The sequence below is a fragment of the Metabacillus niabensis genome (assembly GCF_020524345.1).
GTDB classification, from domain to species: Bacteria; Bacillota; Bacilli; order Bacillales; family Bacillaceae; genus Metabacillus; species Metabacillus niabensis_B.
The window spans coordinates 22330-42303 of sequence record NZ_JAIVLH010000004.1 but is presented as its reverse complement, the minus strand read 5'-3'; the positions used below and the strand labels follow the sequence as shown (position 1 = coordinate 42303).

General features: G+C 34.5%; 22 protein-coding genes. 7 read left to right on the top strand and 15 right to left on the bottom strand.

Annotation, left to right across the window (positions count from 1 at the left end):
- The first annotated feature begins 14 nt into the window (after window positions 1-14).
- A complete protein-coding gene (locus tag LC095_RS06455; RefSeq protein WP_226527392.1) occupies window positions 15-773 on the top strand; it encodes an NADPH-dependent oxidoreductase in 759 nt (252 codons plus the stop codon).
- Window positions 774-915: 142 nt separating this feature from the next.
- Window positions 916-1050, top strand: coding sequence for an anti-repressor SinI family protein (locus tag LC095_RS06450; protein WP_226527391.1), 135 nt, complete (start codon window positions 916-918; stop codon window positions 1048-1050).
- Between the two features lie 17 nt (window positions 1051-1067).
- Here LC095_RS06450 and LC095_RS06445 read toward each other — a convergent pair whose 3' ends face one another.
- The 3 genes from LC095_RS06445 to LC095_RS06435 form a co-directional block, all read right to left on the bottom strand.
- Window positions 1068-1391, bottom strand: a complete 324-nt coding sequence (locus tag LC095_RS06445; RefSeq protein WP_226527390.1) for a hypothetical protein — start codon at window positions 1389-1391, stop codon at window positions 1068-1070.
- A 2-nt stretch (window positions 1392-1393) separates the two neighbouring features.
- Window positions 1394-3739 (bottom strand): RNA polymerase recycling motor HelD, encoded by a 2346-nt coding sequence (gene helD, locus LC095_RS06440; protein WP_226527389.1) that lies wholly within the window; start codon window positions 3737-3739, stop codon window positions 1394-1396.
- Window positions 3740-3932: 193 nt separating this feature from the next.
- Window positions 3933-4556, bottom strand: a complete 624-nt coding sequence (locus LC095_RS06435; RefSeq protein WP_226527388.1) for a hypothetical protein — start codon at window positions 4554-4556, stop codon at window positions 3933-3935.
- Window positions 4557-4716: 160 nt separating this feature from the next.
- Here LC095_RS06435 and LC095_RS06430 point away from each other — a divergent pair, with 160 nt between their 5' ends.
- The gene (locus tag LC095_RS06430) at window positions 4717-5499 is read left to right on the top strand and encodes a hypothetical protein (protein WP_226527387.1); all 783 of its coding nucleotides are present in this window, start codon (window positions 4717-4719) and stop codon (window positions 5497-5499) included.
- A 152-nt stretch (window positions 5500-5651) separates the two neighbouring features.
- Window positions 5652-5819 carry a hypothetical protein gene (locus LC095_RS06425; protein ID WP_226527386.1) on the top strand — a complete coding sequence of 56 codons (168 nt, stop codon included), beginning with the start codon at window positions 5652-5654 and terminating at the stop codon, window positions 5817-5819.
- 36 nt (window positions 5820-5855) lie between these two features.
- Here the strand turns inward: LC095_RS06425 and LC095_RS06420 are convergent, their stop codons facing one another.
- Window positions 5856-6905, bottom strand: coding sequence for an aldose epimerase family protein (locus LC095_RS06420; protein WP_226527385.1), 1050 nt, complete (start codon window positions 6903-6905; stop codon window positions 5856-5858).
- A gap of 127 nt (window positions 6906-7032) precedes the next feature.
- Window positions 7033-7824: an alpha/beta fold hydrolase gene (locus LC095_RS06415; protein WP_226527384.1), complete on the bottom strand. Its 792-nt coding sequence runs from the start codon at window positions 7822-7824 to the stop codon at window positions 7033-7035.
- Between the two features lie 238 nt (window positions 7825-8062).
- Here LC095_RS06415 and LC095_RS06410 point away from each other — a divergent pair, with 238 nt between their 5' ends.
- Entirely contained in the window at window positions 8063-8278 is a 216-nt protein-coding gene (locus LC095_RS06410) for an alpha/beta-type small acid-soluble spore protein (protein ID WP_026560765.1), read from the top strand.
- Window positions 8279-8399: 121 nt separating this feature from the next.
- Entirely contained in the window at window positions 8400-8576 is a 177-nt protein-coding gene (locus LC095_RS06405; RefSeq protein WP_226527383.1) for a hypothetical protein, read from the top strand.
- A 220-nt stretch (window positions 8577-8796) separates the two neighbouring features.
- On the opposite strand, the gene LC095_RS06400 is transcribed toward LC095_RS06405, so the two are convergent.
- From LC095_RS06400 to LC095_RS06355, 10 genes are all read right to left on the bottom strand, one after another.
- Complete coding sequence (locus tag LC095_RS06400) at window positions 8797-9420, bottom strand: CAP domain-containing protein (protein ID WP_226527382.1); 624 nt, start codon at window positions 9418-9420, stop codon at window positions 8797-8799.
- 126 nt (window positions 9421-9546) lie between these two features.
- Entirely contained in the window at window positions 9547-9738 is a 192-nt protein-coding gene (locus LC095_RS06395) for a hypothetical protein (protein WP_226527381.1), read from the bottom strand.
- An 8-nt stretch (window positions 9739-9746) separates the two neighbouring features.
- A complete protein-coding gene (locus tag LC095_RS06390; RefSeq protein ID WP_226527380.1) occupies window positions 9747-10511 on the bottom strand; it encodes a 2-amino-3,7-dideoxy-D-threo-hept-6-ulosonate synthase in 765 nt (254 codons plus the stop codon).
- A gap of 18 nt (window positions 10512-10529) precedes the next feature.
- Window positions 10530-11636, bottom strand: a complete 1107-nt coding sequence (locus LC095_RS06385; RefSeq protein WP_226527379.1) for a 3-dehydroquinate synthase II — start codon at window positions 11634-11636, stop codon at window positions 10530-10532.
- A 20-nt stretch (window positions 11637-11656) separates the two neighbouring features.
- Window positions 11657-12910, bottom strand: coding sequence for a phenylacetate--CoA ligase family protein (locus tag LC095_RS06380; protein WP_226527378.1), 1254 nt, complete (start codon window positions 12908-12910; stop codon window positions 11657-11659).
- 14 nt (window positions 12911-12924) lie between these two features.
- Window positions 12925-13680 carry an amidohydrolase family protein gene (locus tag LC095_RS06375; protein WP_226527377.1) on the bottom strand — a complete coding sequence of 252 codons (756 nt, stop codon included), beginning with the start codon at window positions 13678-13680 and terminating at the stop codon, window positions 12925-12927.
- Between the two features lie 11 nt (window positions 13681-13691).
- Complete coding sequence (locus tag LC095_RS06370) at window positions 13692-15026, bottom strand: phenylacetate--CoA ligase family protein (protein ID WP_226527376.1); 1335 nt, start codon at window positions 15024-15026, stop codon at window positions 13692-13694.
- Complete coding sequence (locus LC095_RS06365; RefSeq protein ID WP_226527375.1) at window positions 15023-17146, bottom strand: tetratricopeptide repeat protein; 2124 nt, start codon at window positions 17144-17146, stop codon at window positions 15023-15025. The genes LC095_RS06370 and LC095_RS06365 overlap by 4 nt, the downstream gene beginning before the upstream one ends.
- 2 nt (window positions 17147-17148) lie before the next feature.
- Window positions 17149-17715, bottom strand: coding sequence for a hypothetical protein (locus LC095_RS06360; RefSeq protein WP_226527374.1), 567 nt, complete (start codon window positions 17713-17715; stop codon window positions 17149-17151).
- A 312-nt stretch (window positions 17716-18027) separates the two neighbouring features.
- On the bottom strand, window positions 18028-18663 hold the full coding sequence (locus tag LC095_RS06355) for a DUF421 domain-containing protein (protein WP_226527373.1): 636 nt from the start codon (window positions 18661-18663) through the stop codon (window positions 18028-18030).
- Window positions 18664-18754: 91 nt separating this feature from the next.
- Here LC095_RS06355 and LC095_RS06350 point away from each other — a divergent pair, with 91 nt between their 5' ends.
- On the top strand, window positions 18755-19903 hold the full coding sequence (locus tag LC095_RS06350) for a DUF418 domain-containing protein (protein WP_226527372.1): 1149 nt from the start codon (window positions 18755-18757) through the stop codon (window positions 19901-19903).
- Window positions 19904-19974 lie beyond the last annotated feature (71 nt).

Below are 19974 nucleotides of genomic sequence, written 5' to 3'. Positions count from 1 at the left end.
AGGAGGTATCTTTAGTGAACGAAGTACTGAATACTTTAACAAGTCATCGATCTTTTCGTCAATACCAGGATAAACCTGTAGAAGAAGAACATTTAAAAGACATTCTCAAAGCGGCACAAGCTGCTCCTACTTGGATACATGGACAGCAAGTATCTGTTATTGTGATCAAAAATCAGGATAAGAAAAAACAATTAGCTTCTTATTGTGGAAATCAGGAGCATATCAGGCATGCACCTGTTTTTTTAGTATTTTGTGCTGACTTTTATCGTGCAAAACTGGCAAGTGAACTGGAAGGTATGTCATTTGAAGTAGTAAATGATACTGATGCATTACTTGTTGGGGCAACTGATGTCGGGATTTCCATGAGCAATGCTATAGCTGCTGCAGAATCAATTGGGCTGGGTACAGTTCCAATTGGTGGCATACGAAGAAATCCATTAGGTGTCATTGAGCTGTTGGAAATCCCCAAATATGTTATTCCAATTTCAGGTTTATGTGTTGGTTATCCATCCGAAGGCCCTGGACTAAACCCACGACTTCCAAAAGAAGCATTTCGACATGACGAAAATTACAATTCTAATCAGACTCAATATATTAAATCATATAATGAGATATTCAAACAACATCAACTAAAAAGGACAAATGGAAAACAAGATAATAATTGGACATATAGAATATCTAAATTTTATCAAGAAAAACATTATAACAATCAATATCCAGACGTTCCCAAAATGCTGCATCAACAAGGTTTTACTTGTAAGGATATGAAATGAGTTAGAGACTGCCGGAAAGCTGGCAGTTTTTAATTTATAAACGCCTTGATAGTAACAATAAAATATAAAATTATGTTTTACCTTATATACTTGTGGGTAAAGTATAAAGATTCTTTACTTATTATTACGGGGGTGGAATCACTTGACTGAACAGAAAAAAATGAATAACGATAATAAAATAATTCTCCTTATTAACGAAGCGATGAAATCCGGTGTTAGTAAAGAAGAATTCTCACTATTTATTAAGAGAAAAGCATTGGAGAAAATGTACAGCTAACCATAAACGGGACAATTTCATAAAGAATTTGTCCCGTTTTTTTTCCATTCCTTTACTTCTTTAAATTTTTTCATAAACATTTGGGGATTTATTCTTACAGTATAGGAATACATACCCTTTGTTGTATGAAGATATAAAAGACCAAGTTGCTGTGAAAAATCACGGAACGAAATATCTAATACTTCTGTAAGGGAAAATGTATCACAAGAGGTTTCAATTCCATTTGTTGTTAACGTGATAACATGTTCCTCTTCCTTATGGTTTTGAACATTGTTTTCAATAACCCTTGTTACCTTCATATATCGGATATTTGCAAGAATTTCCATATTCTCTTCATTCAATACTACGACTCCTTTGTGTAAAGATGATTTGGAACATTTTCCACTAATGAAGAAATGTTGCCCCGTGAGAATATAACCAGTTCATGCATAGCTCTTGTACAAGCAGTATAAAAAAGATTTTTCACTTGTTCACTCCCGTAAATCTCATTTGAACCATCATAAATAATAACCACATCAAACTCGATACCTTTTGCCAAATAAGCAGGAATGATTACATTACCTTCATTGTATTCATTACTACGTTTATCTACTAATTGTATCTCTAACTGTGATTGTAATTTCTTATGAACAACCTCTGCTTCCTGAGCCGATTGGCATATAATCGCAACTGTCTTGTATTGTTGAAAAGATTTCACTTTATCAATGATTCCTCTAAGTAAATCTTCCTGATTATCTTTTTCGATCACTATCGGCTTTTTTCCATCGCGGTTAAAGGGAATAATGGATTTTGCACTTTCTAAAAGTTCACGAGTAAATTCAATAATTGGTTTTGTTGAGCGATAGCTTTTCGTTAGGATAATGGTTTCAGCCCGTACATCTGGAAAAAGTTCTTTTAATGCATCTATACCCGAATGAGAGTTATGGGCATAAATTGCCTGATTCATATCCCCTAAAATTGTTAGTCGTGCGTTTGGGAATAAGTGATTAATAAAAGCATATTGAAATGTGGAATAGTCCTGTGCCTCGTCAATAAACACATATTTTACACTCGTATTCACTTGAAATCCAATGATCTTCTCCTTTAAATATAAAAAGGGTGTTGCATCTTCATAAAGCAGTCTATCACGTTTTAATTCTTTTAAAGTAAATGAACTTACTCTCTCCCATATATCCATTGAAAGACTTAAGGTTTCTCCTCCAAGTAAAATCTTTGGGTCAAGTACGAAAATTTGCTCATATATTTTTTTCATATTTAGAAACGCTTGAGACCTGATTTGTTTTCTTACCGGACTTAAATGACGTTTGACAACATATTTTCGAAGCATTTCTTGCTCCCTATTATAATCATCAAAGGTGTCTTGTGTAAAACGCTTTTGTTTACTTAACTTCTCATAGTAAAATTGATATTCTTCTTTACTTAAATACTGTATTTCTTCGTCTACCCAAGCCTTTTTCCGCTCTCTTTTTTCAATCGCCTTTAATTCATCTAGAAGCCAATCCGTCACAAGTTTTATGCGATTTGGTGTGGAAATTGTCTTACTTATTGAATAAAAATGTGATTTGATTTGCTCTGAGGATATTAACAGTTCTTCTCTAAAAATAATGTCATGAAAAACTAGCCCTTCTTCACTTAAATGCTCAAGGTAATGATTAATTAATGTCATATATTGAAAGGATGATTTAAACTTTGCTGAGTGCCGTCTTACATGATAGTTATCATCACTATTAGCTGTCAGCATGTATTCCATTTGTGTAAACGGATCTTCTACCTCGAAGTCCTTTGACAAAAAATGCTCAAGATATTGTTGAAATGTTGTTTGTTGCATATTTTCTTCCCCAAGTTCAGGCAACACATTTCGAATATAACTGTTAAACATAAGGTTTGGGGAAAATAAAAGGATTTCTTCTGCCTCTAGGGATTCACGATATTTATACAATAAATACGCTACTCGTTGCAAAGCTGCAGATGTTTTTCCACTACCTGCAGCACCTTGAACAATAAGTAACTTACCCTTTTCATTACGAATCACTTGATTTTGCTCCTGTTGAATTGTTGCTACAATACTTTTCATTTGAGTATTTGATTGATTCCCTAATACCTCCTGTAGCAATTCATCCCCTATCGTAATACCTGTATCAAACATCCCTTCAATAACAGCGTTTTTTATGATAAATTGTCGTTTCAAAGTAAGCTCACCTTTAACGGTGCCACCTGGTGCTTTAAACTCTGCTTGACCAAGAGAATAGTCGTAATAAAGGCTGGAAATCGGAGCTCGCCAATCATAGATAAGGAATTCATCGGTTTTTCGATCTATATAAGAGGCAATTCCAAGATAAATGCTTTCAATCACTTGCTCACCCTTTTCGAGAAAATCAATTCTTGCAAAATAAGGGGTGTCCATTAATCTCTGCAGGTTTTTTAGATCTCGGTGAAGATGTTTATGACGATGTTCCCGTTCAGATAAAAATTCTGCTTGCTGTTTGATGCTTGCTGCTGTTTCGCTTGCTTCAACTGCATCATCAAGATTTACCGTAACATCTTCCCAAAAGTTTTTGCGCATTGACACTATATCTGTTTTAACAGTAGACGTTTTTTCTGTTAAAGAGATTAAATCAGCTTTTATTTTATGAAATATAAAATCAATTCTTTCTTGTTCCATGTTTTTAGCTTCTTCAAAAGAATCCATATAACCCCGCCCTTCATCACATACCTATTATTAGTTCGATATGTCCTTTAAAAACTCCTACATTCTCTAATGTTTCTATTAACATTATCTTATTGAAACCCAACAATATCCACTATAGGACCAGATAAAACGAAAAAAGATGCTAAAAATGAATAGATTCATTTAAAACATCTTATATTGTTCAACATATTCATTACAGTTCAAATTCAGACAAAGAATCCATATGACTCGCAATCATAGCAATAATTGTGCTTGCCTCTTCTTTACTGAAAATAAAATTCGTTTCATCTTTGATAAGATCATCCTCTTCTGTTTTGATGCGGTTCACGCGTCGAAGCACCCCATCACCGGTTTCTTGAACAATGCCAAACTGATAAGTGACTTCTACCTCATCTTCATAAATAAATGCTGTCACTTCAGGCGTTTCCCACTCTACATCAATTTCTTCAAAAATATCTGTTTCATCCTCATCTATAACATCATCATCAAATTCTTCTTCTACCTCATCATTTATGTACTCATGAAAGCTTTCATGGACTGCTTCAATAATTTCTTCAATATCGGCTAAAATTGTCCTTGTTGTTTGCTCATACTCAAAATCAAATGTTTCAAAATAGAATTCCTCATTATAAGGGTCGAAGAACAAAGTGCAAAAATATTCTCGATCATCATCCTCAGTTTCAATAAAAAATTCAATCCGAGGGTGCTTTGCACCACGATCTATGGACATATTTCCTTCTTGATCGTACTTTTCACATATCGATTCTAAATGATCTTGAAGTTCACTACTAACACGATCAAACCACTCCATACTCATTCTTCATACCACCTTCTACTTAATTTCCTTTGTAGTATGTCCTTCTTTTTGCAATCTCTTTACATTTTTTTGTTCGTTAAAAAAAAACTTATCAAACAGCCCTGCTCACACATATGATATTAACATCATTTTAAAAGAAGTGTGAAAGGAGTGAGTTTCATTGGTCTATATAAAAAATCAACAAAATCCACTTCTATATAAACAACCAACGAAGGTGGAAGCAACATCCAATCAACCGACCTTTAGGAAGAATTATTTACAAGAGTTTATTAAAAATCAACAAACAATGAACGGAGAACTAAAAAATGCTTCTAATTCTTTAGATTCTTTACTTCATCAAACAAAACATGAACAACAAAAGCATTTTCACCAATTAACAAAACAACTTGTTGATCAGGAAAATCGAACAATTCCATTGCTCGAAAACATAAATAAGCAAGAGGAAGCTAACGAATTGTTCTTCCGAAAATTTACAGCGATTGACTCATTTAACAAGGATATATTAAAGAAATATGAAGAGGAAGGATTAATAAATCAAGCAATAATTGATCAACTTACGCTTCAGGATACTGCTATGAATCAGCTCGCAAACAAAATTGATCAATTCAAAGAACAACATTCTAATGTAAATAAACAATTAGTTAGTCAAAAAGAAATTAATGATCAAATTTTAAAGACAATTGAAATTCAAGAAACGTTTCATAAAACAATATTAGATCGAATCGATCAGCAGGAGGCCATCAATTTAAAAACATCTCGTGAACTGGATAGCTTAAGATCTACAATTTTTGAAAGGATTAGTTTTGTTGTAGAAAAGATTGAAGAAAACTACCGGCAAATTACAGGTTATTTTGCCCAGTTCTTTAATAGATCTGTTTCAACAAGAAATAATGACAACCAATCATCTGATAAAAAAGAAAAAGAAACAACAATTAGCAGGTAAATAACCTTTTTTGACATACCGGTTTAGAAATCATTCATCTCCTTCAAAATTTTACAGCTTGAAAATTTGAGTTTATCCATCCAATTAGGTAAAAGCTAAACCTAATGAAGATAAATGGAGGGATTCTCATAACTATTAAAAAACCTGATTTTATGACTAGTAAATTTTTCGTTGATGAGCCCGGAAATTGGCATTTAAAAGAAGGAGCCCCGGCAGATGTACAAAAAGAGTTTGAGGAATATATGGAGTCATTAAACACGATACAGGATGAACCAGGTACAATTGACAGTATTCGTGTTTCATACCCGTATGGGGATTAACTAAAAGACCCCTCGTTTTTTGAGGGGCTTAATTTTTTATGTTAAAACATTAAATTTATACGTTGTGGATGTTTTGTACTCTTCCCCAGTATCTAAAATACATGGTGAGAATTGTGGGTGATTTATTGAATCAGGAAGACCTTGAGTTTCCAAACAAACACCCATGTACCTTCTAGTTTTTGTTCCTCTAATATCAAATGGCTCCTCGAGCATATTGCTTGTGTAGATGACCACACTTTGTTGATCTGTTTCCACGATTAGCTGTCTTCCACTCTTTTCGTCGATTAACACGATTTCTTCATTTTGATGGTCATCTAAAAGAAATGGATGGTCCACACCTTGACCTACGAGTTGAATTTGCTCATGAGTTGAAGATATTGCTTCCTCAATCTTCTTCCCAGTATTGAAGTCAAAAGGTGTATTTGTAACATTTATAAATTTTCCAGTTGGTACCACATTGGCATTTAACTCAAGTATTTCATTACTCTTTACTTGTAATTTATGTGATAAAATATCATCTTTTAGATTTCCACTTAAGTTAAAATAGCTATGATTTGTTAAATTAACTATTGTCTTTTTATCAGTTGTTGCATGATATGTAATAGAAAGCTCATTTTGCTCATTTAAAATGTATGTAATTCTAACGGATAAGTTTCCAGGATACCCGTTCTCACCATCCTTGCTAACATAAGAGAACTCCACACCTACCGCGTCGGTCTCATTTATTTCCTGAGCATCCCAAAGCTTTTTATCAAAGGCTTCTGGCCCGCCATGTAAATGATTATTAGCATCATTTTTTGGCAATTCATATATTTGGCCATCTAATTCAAATTGTCCGTTACTTATTCTTCCTGCTACACGTCCACAAACAGCTCCAAAATAAGGAGAATCTTTTATGTATCTTTCTACATTGTCAAACCCTAGTACTACATTCTCAAATTTACCATTCTTATCTGGTACGATAACGTCTGTGATAATGCATCCGAGCGTGATACATGATACTTTCATTCCATTACGATTTTCTAACGTAAAAGAGTAGACTTTTTCCCCTTTTAACTCTCCAAAAACCTCTTTAAAAACCTCCACAATATCTCTCCTCTTTCTTATCAGTCTTGTCTTTATATCAGATGATATCTAAACCATTATACCACATTATTTGACAGCGTTTTCCTCCAATGAATTCAAAGATGCACTAGCCTATATAATTAAGCATTCATTCTGCTTTCCCTGCATTATTTGTGATTTTCCCACAAAATAATTCGATTTCTTTGTTTGCTATCTTCCATCTTTTTGTGGGAACTTGATGATTTGTTTTGTTAATAATGACAACACGGAGGTGTTTTATCCTTTTTTTATAATAAGTATGATAGGTATTAGTTAATTCTGATTTTGATCCATCAATGATTAAAACCGGGACAGAGATATTCTTAAGTTCATTCATAAGATTACAATTTAAGACATCGAGATAATAGTTATACCATGCTTCCTTTTGAGCTTTCCGCATATGCTCTACAAGCAAATTTCTCACATACTTATTTTTTGTATGACTTCTGGCTAACAATTTACATAGAAAATCACGATGATGTTTAACAAGAAACATTCCCGTTTTATGCTCTAATTGAAATAGCGGATCTACGACAACTGGATATCCTCCAAATAAAATTAGTCCTTTCAATCGTTCCTTGTAATGAATACCCATAAACTGCGCAATCATCCCTCCTGCAGAATATCCACAAACAATTGCACAATCAATTCCTAATCTATCTAAGAGTAAGATTATTTCTTCTGCATAGTACTTCACCAAATGATCAACTGGTTCTACACGTGAACTATCACCATGTCCTGATAAATCAGGTATGATCAATCTCATACGTTGACTTAGTTTTCTTTGAAAATAAAAAACATGTCTCCCCATACCTGGAGGGTGAATAAAAACAACCGGTACTCCCTCTCCAATTTCATCATAGGCTATGCTTTGTCCGTTTTCTAATTCTACGGTAGGCATGAACTTTTCCTCCTAAATATTTTTTACTTGTAGTGTTCCTAGAACAACTACGGATTACCCGTTTTTAATGGAAAAACTTTCATTCATAAACATTGAATAAATAATTTGTAACCGAGTTATATTAAATATCAACAAAAGCAAATGAATTTTTTAAGGGTTAACCTAGATGGTTAATGGATGGTGCAAATCCACCCTAACCCACCACACAATACATTTATTAAAAGGAGATGGATTTATTATGGCAAGCAACAGTAACAACAATTCTAATCAATTAGTAGTACCTGGTGCTTCTCAAGCGATCGACCAAATGAAATACGAAATCGCAAGTGAATTCGGTGTAAATCTTGGTGGCGAAACAACATCTCGTGCAAATGGTTCTGTTGGTGGCGAAATTACAAAACGCTTAGTATCTATGGCTCAGCAACAAATGAGCGGCGGAACTGGTAGATTTTAATTAAATATAACTGGCTAAGAGCATCGCATATAGTGGTGCTCTTTTTATTGGTTTGTCATGAAAAATATTTTGATTGGACACCCTAATAAAGCCTCTATTAATTGAAAAAGGAGTGGAGTTAATGGTTAACGAAAGCTTTGATGAATTTATAAAAGCTGAAGCAAAACATAAATCGCAATATCTCGGCTCTAAACAGCCTTCACATGGAATTTATAAAAATGATGATGAGATTAATTCCCGAACAAATACTGATGACTCAGTAGGAGCAGATGGTCGAGATGTTTTTAATTTTAAGTAAATCATGTTGATTTTTAGGCAGTCAGCTTTATAAGATGGCTGCTTTTTTCATTTTTTGGGTTTTATCTTCGATTTTTGCCTTTTATCTTCGATTCTTAATTTTCATCAACGATTTTAAAGGATTTATCTTCGATTCTGTTTTTTTATCTACCATTAGACATGAATCTTCACAAATCGACAAAACCTCTTCTTATAATAGAAGAGGTTTTTGCTACTTATACTTATCTACCCTTAATAAACATTTGCACCCATGCACCATGATAGAACCCTACTCCGATTGCATCAAATTCAGGTTTTAAGATATTTGCACGATGACCTGATGAGTTCATCCAGGCATTCATTACTTCTTGTGGAGTTTTTTGACCTTTTGCAATATTTTCTCCTGCATAGGAGTAGCTAATTCCAAATGTTTTTAACATATTAAAAGGTGATCCGTAATTTGGACTTGTGTGTGAGAAGTAATTTGAATTAATCATGTCCTCTGCTTTTTTCTGAGCTACATTTTTCACATCCGCTCGATGTGTTAAAGGTCTTAATCCTGCTTTTGCACGCTCTTGATTTACTAGTTGAACAACTTGCTCTTGGAAGCTGCTCACACTTTTTGCTGATGGTTTAAGACGGATTACCTCTCCTACATGCATATTTCTTGGTTCAACGGTAGGGTTTAATTCCATTAACTTCCGATAATCTAACCCATATCGTTGGGCTATGTACCAGAAAGTATCACCTTTTGATACTTTGTAAAATTCAAATGGCGGTTCTTTAAAGGTTTTAATTTGCCCATGTGATACAGAAGGCATTACCATAAATAAGACAAATGTTGCTAAAAATAGCTTTTTTAACATGAAGTTTTCCTCCAATTTTTTATTTTTACCCATTTTAGTTTGGCTAATTTTCTTAAAACCATACAAAAGAGAGATCAGACTATGGTCCAATCTCTCCTGCTTAATCATTTTTTTAGCGATTCTTTGTTATTCATTCTCATCTTTTCCGGCTCTAAAATTCTCCGGTAGTTTATCTAAAGGGATATTAATTCCAAGTTCACGTAGCATCTCGAACACAGCCTTTTGGATTTGGTCACCTGATGCTCCTTGTTTCTTTAACTCTGCGATTTTCTTTGATAAGTTACCAATTGCTTCGTTTGTGAATTGTTGTTTCTCCATAGTTCACCTCATGATTGATTTAAAATAGATCGGATATTTTCACATAATTTCTTTGGATCATCATCTTGAAAAATGTTTCGACCTATTGAGATTCCATTTGCACCAGCATTTACCGCATCGTCAATCATCGTGATTAAATCATCGTTTGATGATAGTCTTTCTCCACCAGCGATTAACACAGGGATTTTCACACCGGAAACGACTTGTTTGAATGTCTCAGATGAGCCACTATAATTGACTTTCACAATATCTGCTCCAAGCTCCTCAGCTACACGTGCAGCATGACGGATTCGCTCCGGGTCAAATTCATGCACTCTGGAACCGTCACGAACATACATCATAGCTAATAAAGGCAAGCCCCACTTATCACATTCTTCGGCAATCAAACCAACATCCTTTATTTGTTCGGATTCAAAAGGTGATCCGAGGTTTACATGTGTTGAAATAGCAGTTGCACCCAATCGAATCGAATGCTCTACTGAAGAAACAAGTTCTTTCCGCATTGATTGAGATTCTGGAGCTAAAGCTGTTGATGCTGATAAATGAATGATAAGTTCACCTTTGTTTGAACCAATTGCATCTGTTAAATATCGAACAAGCCCTTTATGAACGACAACAGCATCTGCACCACCATCGAATACAGCTTCAACTGTTTTGTTAATATCTGTTAACCCTGTAACAGGACCGATCGTAATTCCATGGTCCATCGGGACAATGAGTAGTTTGTCGGAATGATGGTAAAGCTTCTTTAGACGAATTTCTTTTCCGGACATTCTGATTCCTCCAATATTCTATCTTTCGATAATTGTTTCACTTACTTTTACACCAACGTGTCTGCCTGGTTCACAAATATATGATAATAATTCATCACCCGGTTGTATTGTAGAAGCATTACGCGGTTTGCCGTCTGCACTCATAATACGAATATGCCAGTCGTCTTGTACGATTACATTTAATTCACGATCTCCTACTTTTCCTTTGATGAGCAACATTGGACGAACCTCTGTTTTTATACGTCCAACAGTTAACACACGTGTTTCACCTTTTGTATTCACACACAACACCTTATCTCCAGCTTTTAAATCACTTAAATATTCAGCTGCATCCTCAGGCTGCCATACATATGAGTGAACAGCACCAGCGTTTACACGAAATGGTCTTAAATTCATATAAGGAAGGTAATGAGTTTCAGAACAAACGAATACTCCACCACCAGAAGTTGATCCAATGATCATCCCTTCATCCTGGGTCATAATTCCAGTGGTATCGATACAAGCACGGACACCCATCCCTGCATGCATCACCTCGGTTACGACCAATGGGTGCAATTCAAGGTTTGGTAAACTTTGTTTTGACATAAATTCAGTTAATCTTTTCACTTCACTAACATTTGATGTAGCAAATAATACGCCATCACTACCTTTTTCAAGTGTTCCATAAGCGATCTCTGTATCAATTGCTGTATTTACTGCTCTTAAAAGGACAGTATTGCTTTCCTCTAAACGGGCAATAATTAACTCTAATGGAATATTTGTCGGTAAATCAAAGTCAACAGCTGCAAAATCATACTCGCTTGCTTCTCTTGAGCAGCGTTCTAACATTTCTCTATTATCAACAGAATAAAAGATACATGTCTGAAACCCTTGTTTTTTCGCTTCTGCTAATACCTCTTCCTTATTAGAAAAAATAACATCTCCAGCAGGTACTTCCTCTAATTGTTCACTGATTTCGACTTCAGTCATAAACGTCATTTTTTGTGGAAAATAACCTTCTTGACGTTGTTGTAGAGATACCAACACTTTATCAATTGGTGAATGGTTGATTAATTCCCACACATCCATATTTTCTACTGATACTCCTCTTCCGTCATACCATACTTGCCTAGCTTTTTGTTGCATCTATCCTTACTCCTTCCAAACTAATTAGTTTTAATTTTGTTTAATAAATCTGCCGTTTCTTGGTCAGTTAAAAAGTAACGGGGCTTCCCTTTCATCCCAAAGGAAACTTCATCTGTTCTGTCGTACAAGGTTCCTTTATCTAAAAGAATAATAGAAATGTTGACCCCATACATTTTCTTCAACTTTTCAATATCATTCACATGAATCGTATCAGCACTAGACTCCTTTTCAATAAATAGATAGAGTGTATTGGTAATCTTTCCTGCAGACCAAAATCGCCTTGCAGGTAATGGAGCAATCATCTTCTCTAATTCGTACAGGTCAAATGAAACTGACTCAATTGTTATCAAATTTTCTTTTCTGCCTCTAATGACAAATGAACGACCTTTACCACATGAACAAGAGCTGTTTATCTCCTTAACGATATCTCCTGTTGCATACCGAATCATTGGTGTAGCTCTTTTACGGAGAGTTGTAATGACAAGATTTCCACATTCACCAGGTTTTACATCAGTTTCAAAATCATCTTTTAAAATTTCAACATGAAAATAATCTTCAAACATGTGCAATTGCTGTTGAGTACAATCAACCATCGCTGTGCCGACCTCTGTCATACCATAGTTATCAAACACTGGAACACCCCAGATATCTTCAATTAACTTCCTGCGATAAGGTGTTAATGGTTCACCTGCTGTACATATTGCTCTTAAAAAAGGAAAATCTCTTTTAGGATTAAGACCATGCATTTCTGCCATTTCCGCCAGCATTATAGCCTGTAATGAAATACACGCAAGGACTGTTATATTTAATCTTTTCATCAGATCAATCACTTTTGGCATAGGTGTAACAGTTGTACGACTATCTGCTGGAATCACACATCCACCCTGCATTTGAACAGACCGATGCATAAAATGAGATATTGTTGATAGTGCATATGGAAAGCGGATGAGAACTCGGTCATGGTGGTTAAAATTGACTCCACACCTTGTAATACCTCTAGCAATTTCGTCCAGATCATTCTCCGAATACCATACCGAAACAGGTGTTCCTGTTGTTCCGGATGATTCATGGTATTGAGATAACGACATATTAGAATCAGGCAGTAAACCAAAAGGTGATTGTTCTCTAAGATCAGCTTTAGTCGTTAACGGGATTGTTTTTAGATCATTAAGGGAATGCAGTAGTGGGATTTGAATGCGTTTTGAGTAATATGGAGATGTTTTGGCATAGGTTAGGATTTCATTTATAGCATTGATCTTCTTCTGTGTGTTCATCTACAAACACACCTCTATTTCATTTGTAATAAATGTTTAATATTTTGGCTTAAAATTTCTTCTCGCTCCCGGTCATTGATATTGAGCTTTAGTACTTTCTCAAGCTCAATTCCAGGGTGTGATAGTGGATATTCTGATCCGAAAATCACCTTTGATGAACCGATTTTTTTTACTGATTCTTGAATGTGAAGATAATTTCCTGTTGACGTTTCTAAATAAAAGTTCTGCATAACTGCTGCAGCATTAAGTGCTTCTTGATCAGCAGGACCAAACCCCATATGTCCAATAATAAAATTGGTTTTTGGAAATTGTTTTGCTAATTGAACAAATTTTGCTGTCGAAGCTCCCGGACTGTAAACGACGTGCGAATAAACTGGAAACCCATAATTTCCACATAATTCTGCTAAACCTGTTACTCCCTTAGATGCAAAGGAAAACTGATGTGATAATGGAGATAACTTTAAGCCTTTAAAACCCTGTGTTTTACCTCTTTCCAATTGAGAAAGAACATCTTTATCATGCGGATTAAGACAAATAAATCCATGAATTTGTTGATTTGCTTTGGATGCTTTTTCAACATATAAATTGTCGGGAACCGGATTATCCGGTTTTGAACGTCCTGTAATATATTCTGTCATTTTTCGGACATCCAGCATTGCACCTGGTACAGCTACTGCCTCATCAATCCCTGCCTCTTTCATCAATTTCAAATATGTTTCCGTGTTTCCATATTCGGTATTTGAAAGATGTGTATGGGCATCGATAATCATCTTTTTACCCCCTATTCATAAACAACACGAACTGTTTTTCCTTGTGGCCGTGGAAGCTGATCAACAAATTCCAATTCAAATGGAATGCCTGAAGCAAATTCAAGTTTACTAGCTAAAGAATCCGCTAAATGTTCTGACACTTCAACTCCTTCAGCAAGTTCACAGCGCACATGAATGGCGTCATTATCCCCATCGCGAGCTAATACAAATTCAAACCAATTTCCTATCTCAGGCTCGCGCATTAAAAACTCTTCAAGATAAAATGGAGACAGAGAGGTTCCATTGTACTTAATCTGATCTACTACCCTTCCTCGAAGATAGAACTTTGGCATTGTAACTCCACATGGACAGCTTTCCGACTCAATATAGCCAAGATCGCCTGTACGGAAACGAAGAATTGGCGTATCATAACGAAGAGCACTAGTTACAACAATCTCGCCAATTTCTCCTTCGTCGAGTGGTTCACCTGTTTTGGGATCAACAATCTCGACAATAGCATGTGCCTGGGCAAGGTGATATCCATCGTGGTGATCACATTCAATCCCAAGAACTCCGCATTCAAGACTTCCATAAAAGAAGTTAGCGGTAGCTCCCCAAAGGTTTTCTAATCTTTGACGAAATGCAGGAGAACATCCTTCACCTGTAATCCAAAGTTTTTTTAATTGCAAACTTTGCAAATCAAAGTCCTGCTCAGCTGCTTCTTCAGCAAGTAACATAGCCCATGATGGAGTTGTTATAACAACATTTGGCTTAAGATCTTTTATCATTTTTAGCGTCTTCTTCGGTGTAGAATAAGCTCCACCTTTACCAGCAGGGATAACCGTTGCTTCACAGCCTTCCATGAACGTTTTATGAAAAGCTAATCCTGCTGCACTCATTTCATATGGCAGTGCATTTAAACAAACATCTCCGGGGTTGACCTCAAATAATTCCGGATATCTGGGAGCAAGATCGTGTAAATAGTAATCATTCCAGGTGTACATCATATAGATTTCTTCTCCACCTGTTGTGCCTGTTGATACTTGCACAAGGGCGATATCTTTTTTATCACAAGTTAATAAAATATAAGGCTTTCCTCTTAATTCATCTTTTGTTAAAAATGGTAGCTTACTTAAATCACTTAGTTTTTTAATATTACCTGGTTTCACGTTTGCTTCATCTAGTTTCTGACGGTAAAACTCATTTTTTTCATATGCTTTTTTGACAATTTGTTTTAATGATTCAACATGATAGGTCTCAATCTGCTGTTGAGACATCTTATCTGGATGAACCGATCCATTAAAGAAGCGTTTGATCGTTAAAGGCATTCGTATCTTCTTTAACTTTTTTTCAAATAAAGAACTCATATTTCTTCACCTACCTGGCTTGCTACTTGCTGAGCATAATGTGATTGTGGTGCTTCATTTATAAGAGTTTTCCATGTTTTCAACGCTTTATCTACAAAACTAGTTTTTTTGTAGAGATGACCTAAATCATAAAGCAGTTTTACATATTGTTCTTGTGTGATCGGGGGGTTCTCACTGTTTTGTTCATATGCTAATTTAACAGCTTTAAAGTCCCTTACTGCTTTGTCACTTGAATGGAAGAAACCTTCAGGTAAATTGTTATAGATGCATCCACGCAAATACTTCAATTCAGGATTATTGGATTTAATAGATGTTTTTAACATCTTTAATGCCTTTATCGTTTCTCCAAACATTTCCTGGGGATCACTAGCATATTTACCCATTAAAGCTACGGAGGCAGCATAATAGGTGTTCGCAATCTCACAAGTTGGAAATCTCTTTCTCGCTAGTTCCCACACTTCCAAACTTTGCTTTGCAGCTATTCGACTCCCTTTCGCTCCCACCAAATGAATTTCTTTTGCTTTGCTGTACATTTTCTCTTGGGAGTAAACCGAGAAGATACGGATGTCAATTTCTTTATATGAATGAACATCTATTTTTTCTTGTATTCTATTTTTCAGTTCCTCACTTGGTTGCATTTTCAATAATTTATTCCAGATTTCCTGAGCATTTTCCAACATCTCCAGCTTTTCATAAGCGTATCCTAAATCAAATAGCAACTGGTGGTGAACTGCCAGCTCGGCTCCATCAATAAAGGTTGTATCTTTTAATAGCATTTCTATATCGCTAACTGCAATAGCAGCTCTTCTAAAAAATATCTCCGGTAAACGTAAACTATGTCTTGCTCGAATTAATCGAAGTTCACTTAAAGTCGGGTGTTCATTTATGAGAGAATCCATAGCTTTCATAGACTTTATAGCAGAGCCAAACATTTCATAGGTGTTAATAGAATCCCTCCCTATCATTGATTGAAGATCAATATAGATCATTTCTACTTCTGGCGCGGTATTCGTTAACACAAATACTTCAAAAAATGATAGTGCCTCTTTCACTTCTTTTTGCCCACCATTAAGAGCATTTAGATAAATGTTTTTTGCTTCCTCTGTTAATCCTTCTCCAGTTGTCTCATTTACACTACCCATCATTTGAGATTTAGTTTCGGTATTGGTTTTAGTGTTATCAGTTTGTTTGAATGCTTTTAATTTTTCTTGATAGTTTTGAGCATTTTCATGTTGATTAAGCCGTGTAAAAGCTCCAACTAAGTTTTTCAAAATCTCAACATACTCTCTCTCTGATAAAATTGAGTTGTTAGAATCATAAGCGTTTATAAGATACCGAAAATCCTCAATTGCTGTCGCTGTACGTTGAAAATATAATTCCGGTAAACGATAGGATACGTTTCCTCTTAAAATTCTTGCAGTAATAAAGTCAAGATTCTTTTCCACTACTTGATCTAATTGCTTTAAACCCTCTAATGCAAATTTCATTTTATCCGTAACACTGCTTGCATCTCTTGCTAGTAACGTTGTTGCACTTCCGAAGTAGGATTTTATTTTAAGGTCGTTTGGGTGTTTCTCGTGTAAATCTTTTAAGGCAGTATATGCCTTTTTTACAGAGAGTTTATTTCCTTTTATTCCATCATCATGGTTTTTTATTGCTTCTTCAAATGGTGAGAGATTTCTTGATAGATTTGATTCTACTTCTGCAACGTTTTTAATGGTTATTGGTTTGCTTTCAGCTTTTTTTATTACAGGTTTTTTTTCTCTCTTTGAAAATTCATTATAGTTTTGAGGGGTTGTTTTTCCTTTTATATTCTCATTCTTAGGAAGATTCGGTACATATGTTGACTTTTTCCCCCTATCATCATAAGTGTTTTTTAAATTTTGTTTTTGTTCTACTTTATTTTTTTTCTCCTTACTTTGTTTTGAGGGAAGATTTTTTTCTGTTTTTCTAGCTTCCAACAAGTGATTAATTATACTTTCTGTTGTTTTATTAGACATTTCCAAAATACTATGTGGGATAGGTAAATTGTTCAAAAACTGTTTATTAGAATTTGGCAAAAAACCGTTTCCCCTTGCTAGTTTTCTTAGTAGTTCCGCATTTTTTTTATTATAAAGCAATCCTATTCACCTCCGCTCTTCCTTGCTTTTTCAATTATTTTTTTATATTTACTATTGTTCATCTTAAGGAGTTTCCCCCATATATTTTCAGCATTTTGATTGTCCCCTAAGGTTTTATAGGCACTACCTAAATTTAATAGAAACTCACTGTATTGCTCCTTTGAAATGTTGTTCCTTTTATCTTCATATTCCTTAATAAGGAATTGAAAATCCTCAATTGCTGTTTTCGTTCTTTTAAAATACATTTCCGGAAGGCGAAATGCCACATTACCTCTTAACAACCTAATTTCACAATTATTCGGCTCTGCTTTGACTGCTTGATCAAGAGCTTTTAATCCTCTCTTTGCAAGATTCATTTTTTCTATTAAATCTGGATGGTCTCTTGCAATTAGAGCGGATGAACTACCATAATAAGCATCAATAAGGGCATGATTAACAGTTTTTAATTTCACTTTTTTTAATATTTCATAGGCTTTCTTCGCTGCTTGCTTATCACCATCTATGGCTTGTTGATGAAGTTGGATTGCGTCTTGAAACTCTTTTTTCCAATCTCCTTTACTATACGACAAAACCTACCACCTCCTTTGGTTCGTATCCTATTTGCTAGTTGACTCTTTTCTGAGTACATATACAACTTATGTGGCGGTCATCGTAAAGTGATAGACGAAAATGGAAATGAAGATATTTGATGATAGCGACCAATATGGAAGCGTATACAAATGGTGTTTTTGGATTTTATTGATTAAGTAGTCTATTAGTACCTATTTTTTGGTCATTTGAACTTTTACAATATTTACATTATTTGGATATCACAACAAAAAACTACCAATTCTTCAGATTGGTAGTTTTTTCGTGTTAAAATATAGCCAGTACAATGGATATTACTGTAATTCGCGAGGTGGTTGAGGATTATTTTTATTTTTCACAACCTCAGTAAATAATGTCGTTGCCGATTTAGATGGATGTTCTTGTTCTGTATTTGTTGTAGTTCTAAGCGGATAGATTCCCATCATTTGTTTTAGTTGTTGGATTTCTCCCAAGATGAAGGTAATGTCTTCTTTTGTTGCAGGTTTTTTTTGTTCCTTTAATTCAAATCCAACTTGCCCATTTGGTTCCAAAGTTGCATATTTTACATCATTCATATTAGTAACACTTGATTGTCTTAATTTCATTTCCAACAAATCAACAGATAAACGCAACTTTTTTAATTGATCAGTTTGCAATTTACCATTATCTATTAACACTTTAGATTTTCCCGAAATAAATTTTTCAAGCTTATCAGATTTTATCTGACTATATTCACCAATAACTAAGGTAACAACCAAAGTAAATCCTACAATTAATGTAGACCAAACATTTTTTCCGACTAATGGCTGCACAAGCAAAGATCCAATTCCTATCATAATGACAACTTGTGAAAGAGTCATTTGAGAAATAGACTTTCGACCTGCAACTCTTAACAGGATCGTACCACCTATGACAATCACAACACTTTTCCATATCAAGTTCAAATCCATATATTTTGGAGGCCTCCTATACAAAGGGAATTATTATTATCATCTGTGGAAGTTTATTTTTTATGCCAAATTAGGAAAGAAAGGGAAAAATATGAAAACAAAAGATCGAATCGTGTTGATTGATGTGATCCGGGGATTTGCTCTTTTGGGCATTCTTTTTATAAATATGAAAAGCTATTATTCTCCAGAATTTATTCAATCAATATACAGGATCAACCCAAATGTAAAAGGGTTTGATAAAATTATCCATATTTTTTATCAAACATTTATCCAAATGAAGTTTTATCCTATTTTTTCATTGTTATTCGGTTTAAGCTTTTACCTTTTTTTACGGAAGGGATTTCACGTAATTTTATATACCAGAAGAATGATGATCCTATTTTTAATTGGATTGATACACCTTATTTTTGTTTGGTATGGAGATATTCTTCACGTTTACGCTTTAACCAGCATCTTGTTATTGTTATTTTATCAAGTTTCCAGTAAATCGATTTTATATTGGGGATTCGCATTATTAGCGGTCTATCATGTATTTATTAGCTGGAATTCTTTATTATCACCCTTTACATTCATTGAAAAAAATGAGTATTCCAACATGCTTTCAACCTATCTTTCATTTTATAAGCAAGGTTCTTATTTTGAATGGGTTTTATATAGGATAAATATTGAAGTCATTCCTGTTTTGTTGCAATTTCCGTTCATTTTTGTTCCAGTGCTTGCATGGTTTTTACTAGGGTTATACATAGGGAAAGAAGGCATATACGAAAGAACCCCATCAAATTTAATTAGGGTTAAATTATGGTGGAAAATCAGTTTAATTGTTGCTCCTGCTTTTCTTAGCTTGAGTTTATTGGCACATATTTTTTTGCATGACACTTTTTATTTGTTGTCAAGTTTAAGTGGAATAGGGTTGACTATATTGTATTTAACAAGTATTTACATCTTTTTTGATCACCGATTTGTTAAGAAATTTCTATATCCTCTCCGTTATGTTGGAAGGATGTCTTTATCTAATTACCTTTTTCAATCTATATTTCTAATCAGCTTTTTTCGTATTTTTGATCTTTATAACAATATAAGTTTGAGTGAAGGGTTTATAATAACTATCCTTTTTTTTCTATTCCAACTAATTGTTAGTAAATATTGGCTGTCTTATTTCCACCAAGGTCCGATCGAATGGATTTGGCGATCCTTTACAGTAAAAAAGTTCAGCCCTTTTTTAAAAAATACTGAGATGTAAATACACAAATTCACTAATTTATGGAAGGAATGATTATATTTACCTCTATGTGTATAAAAATGAATCATACA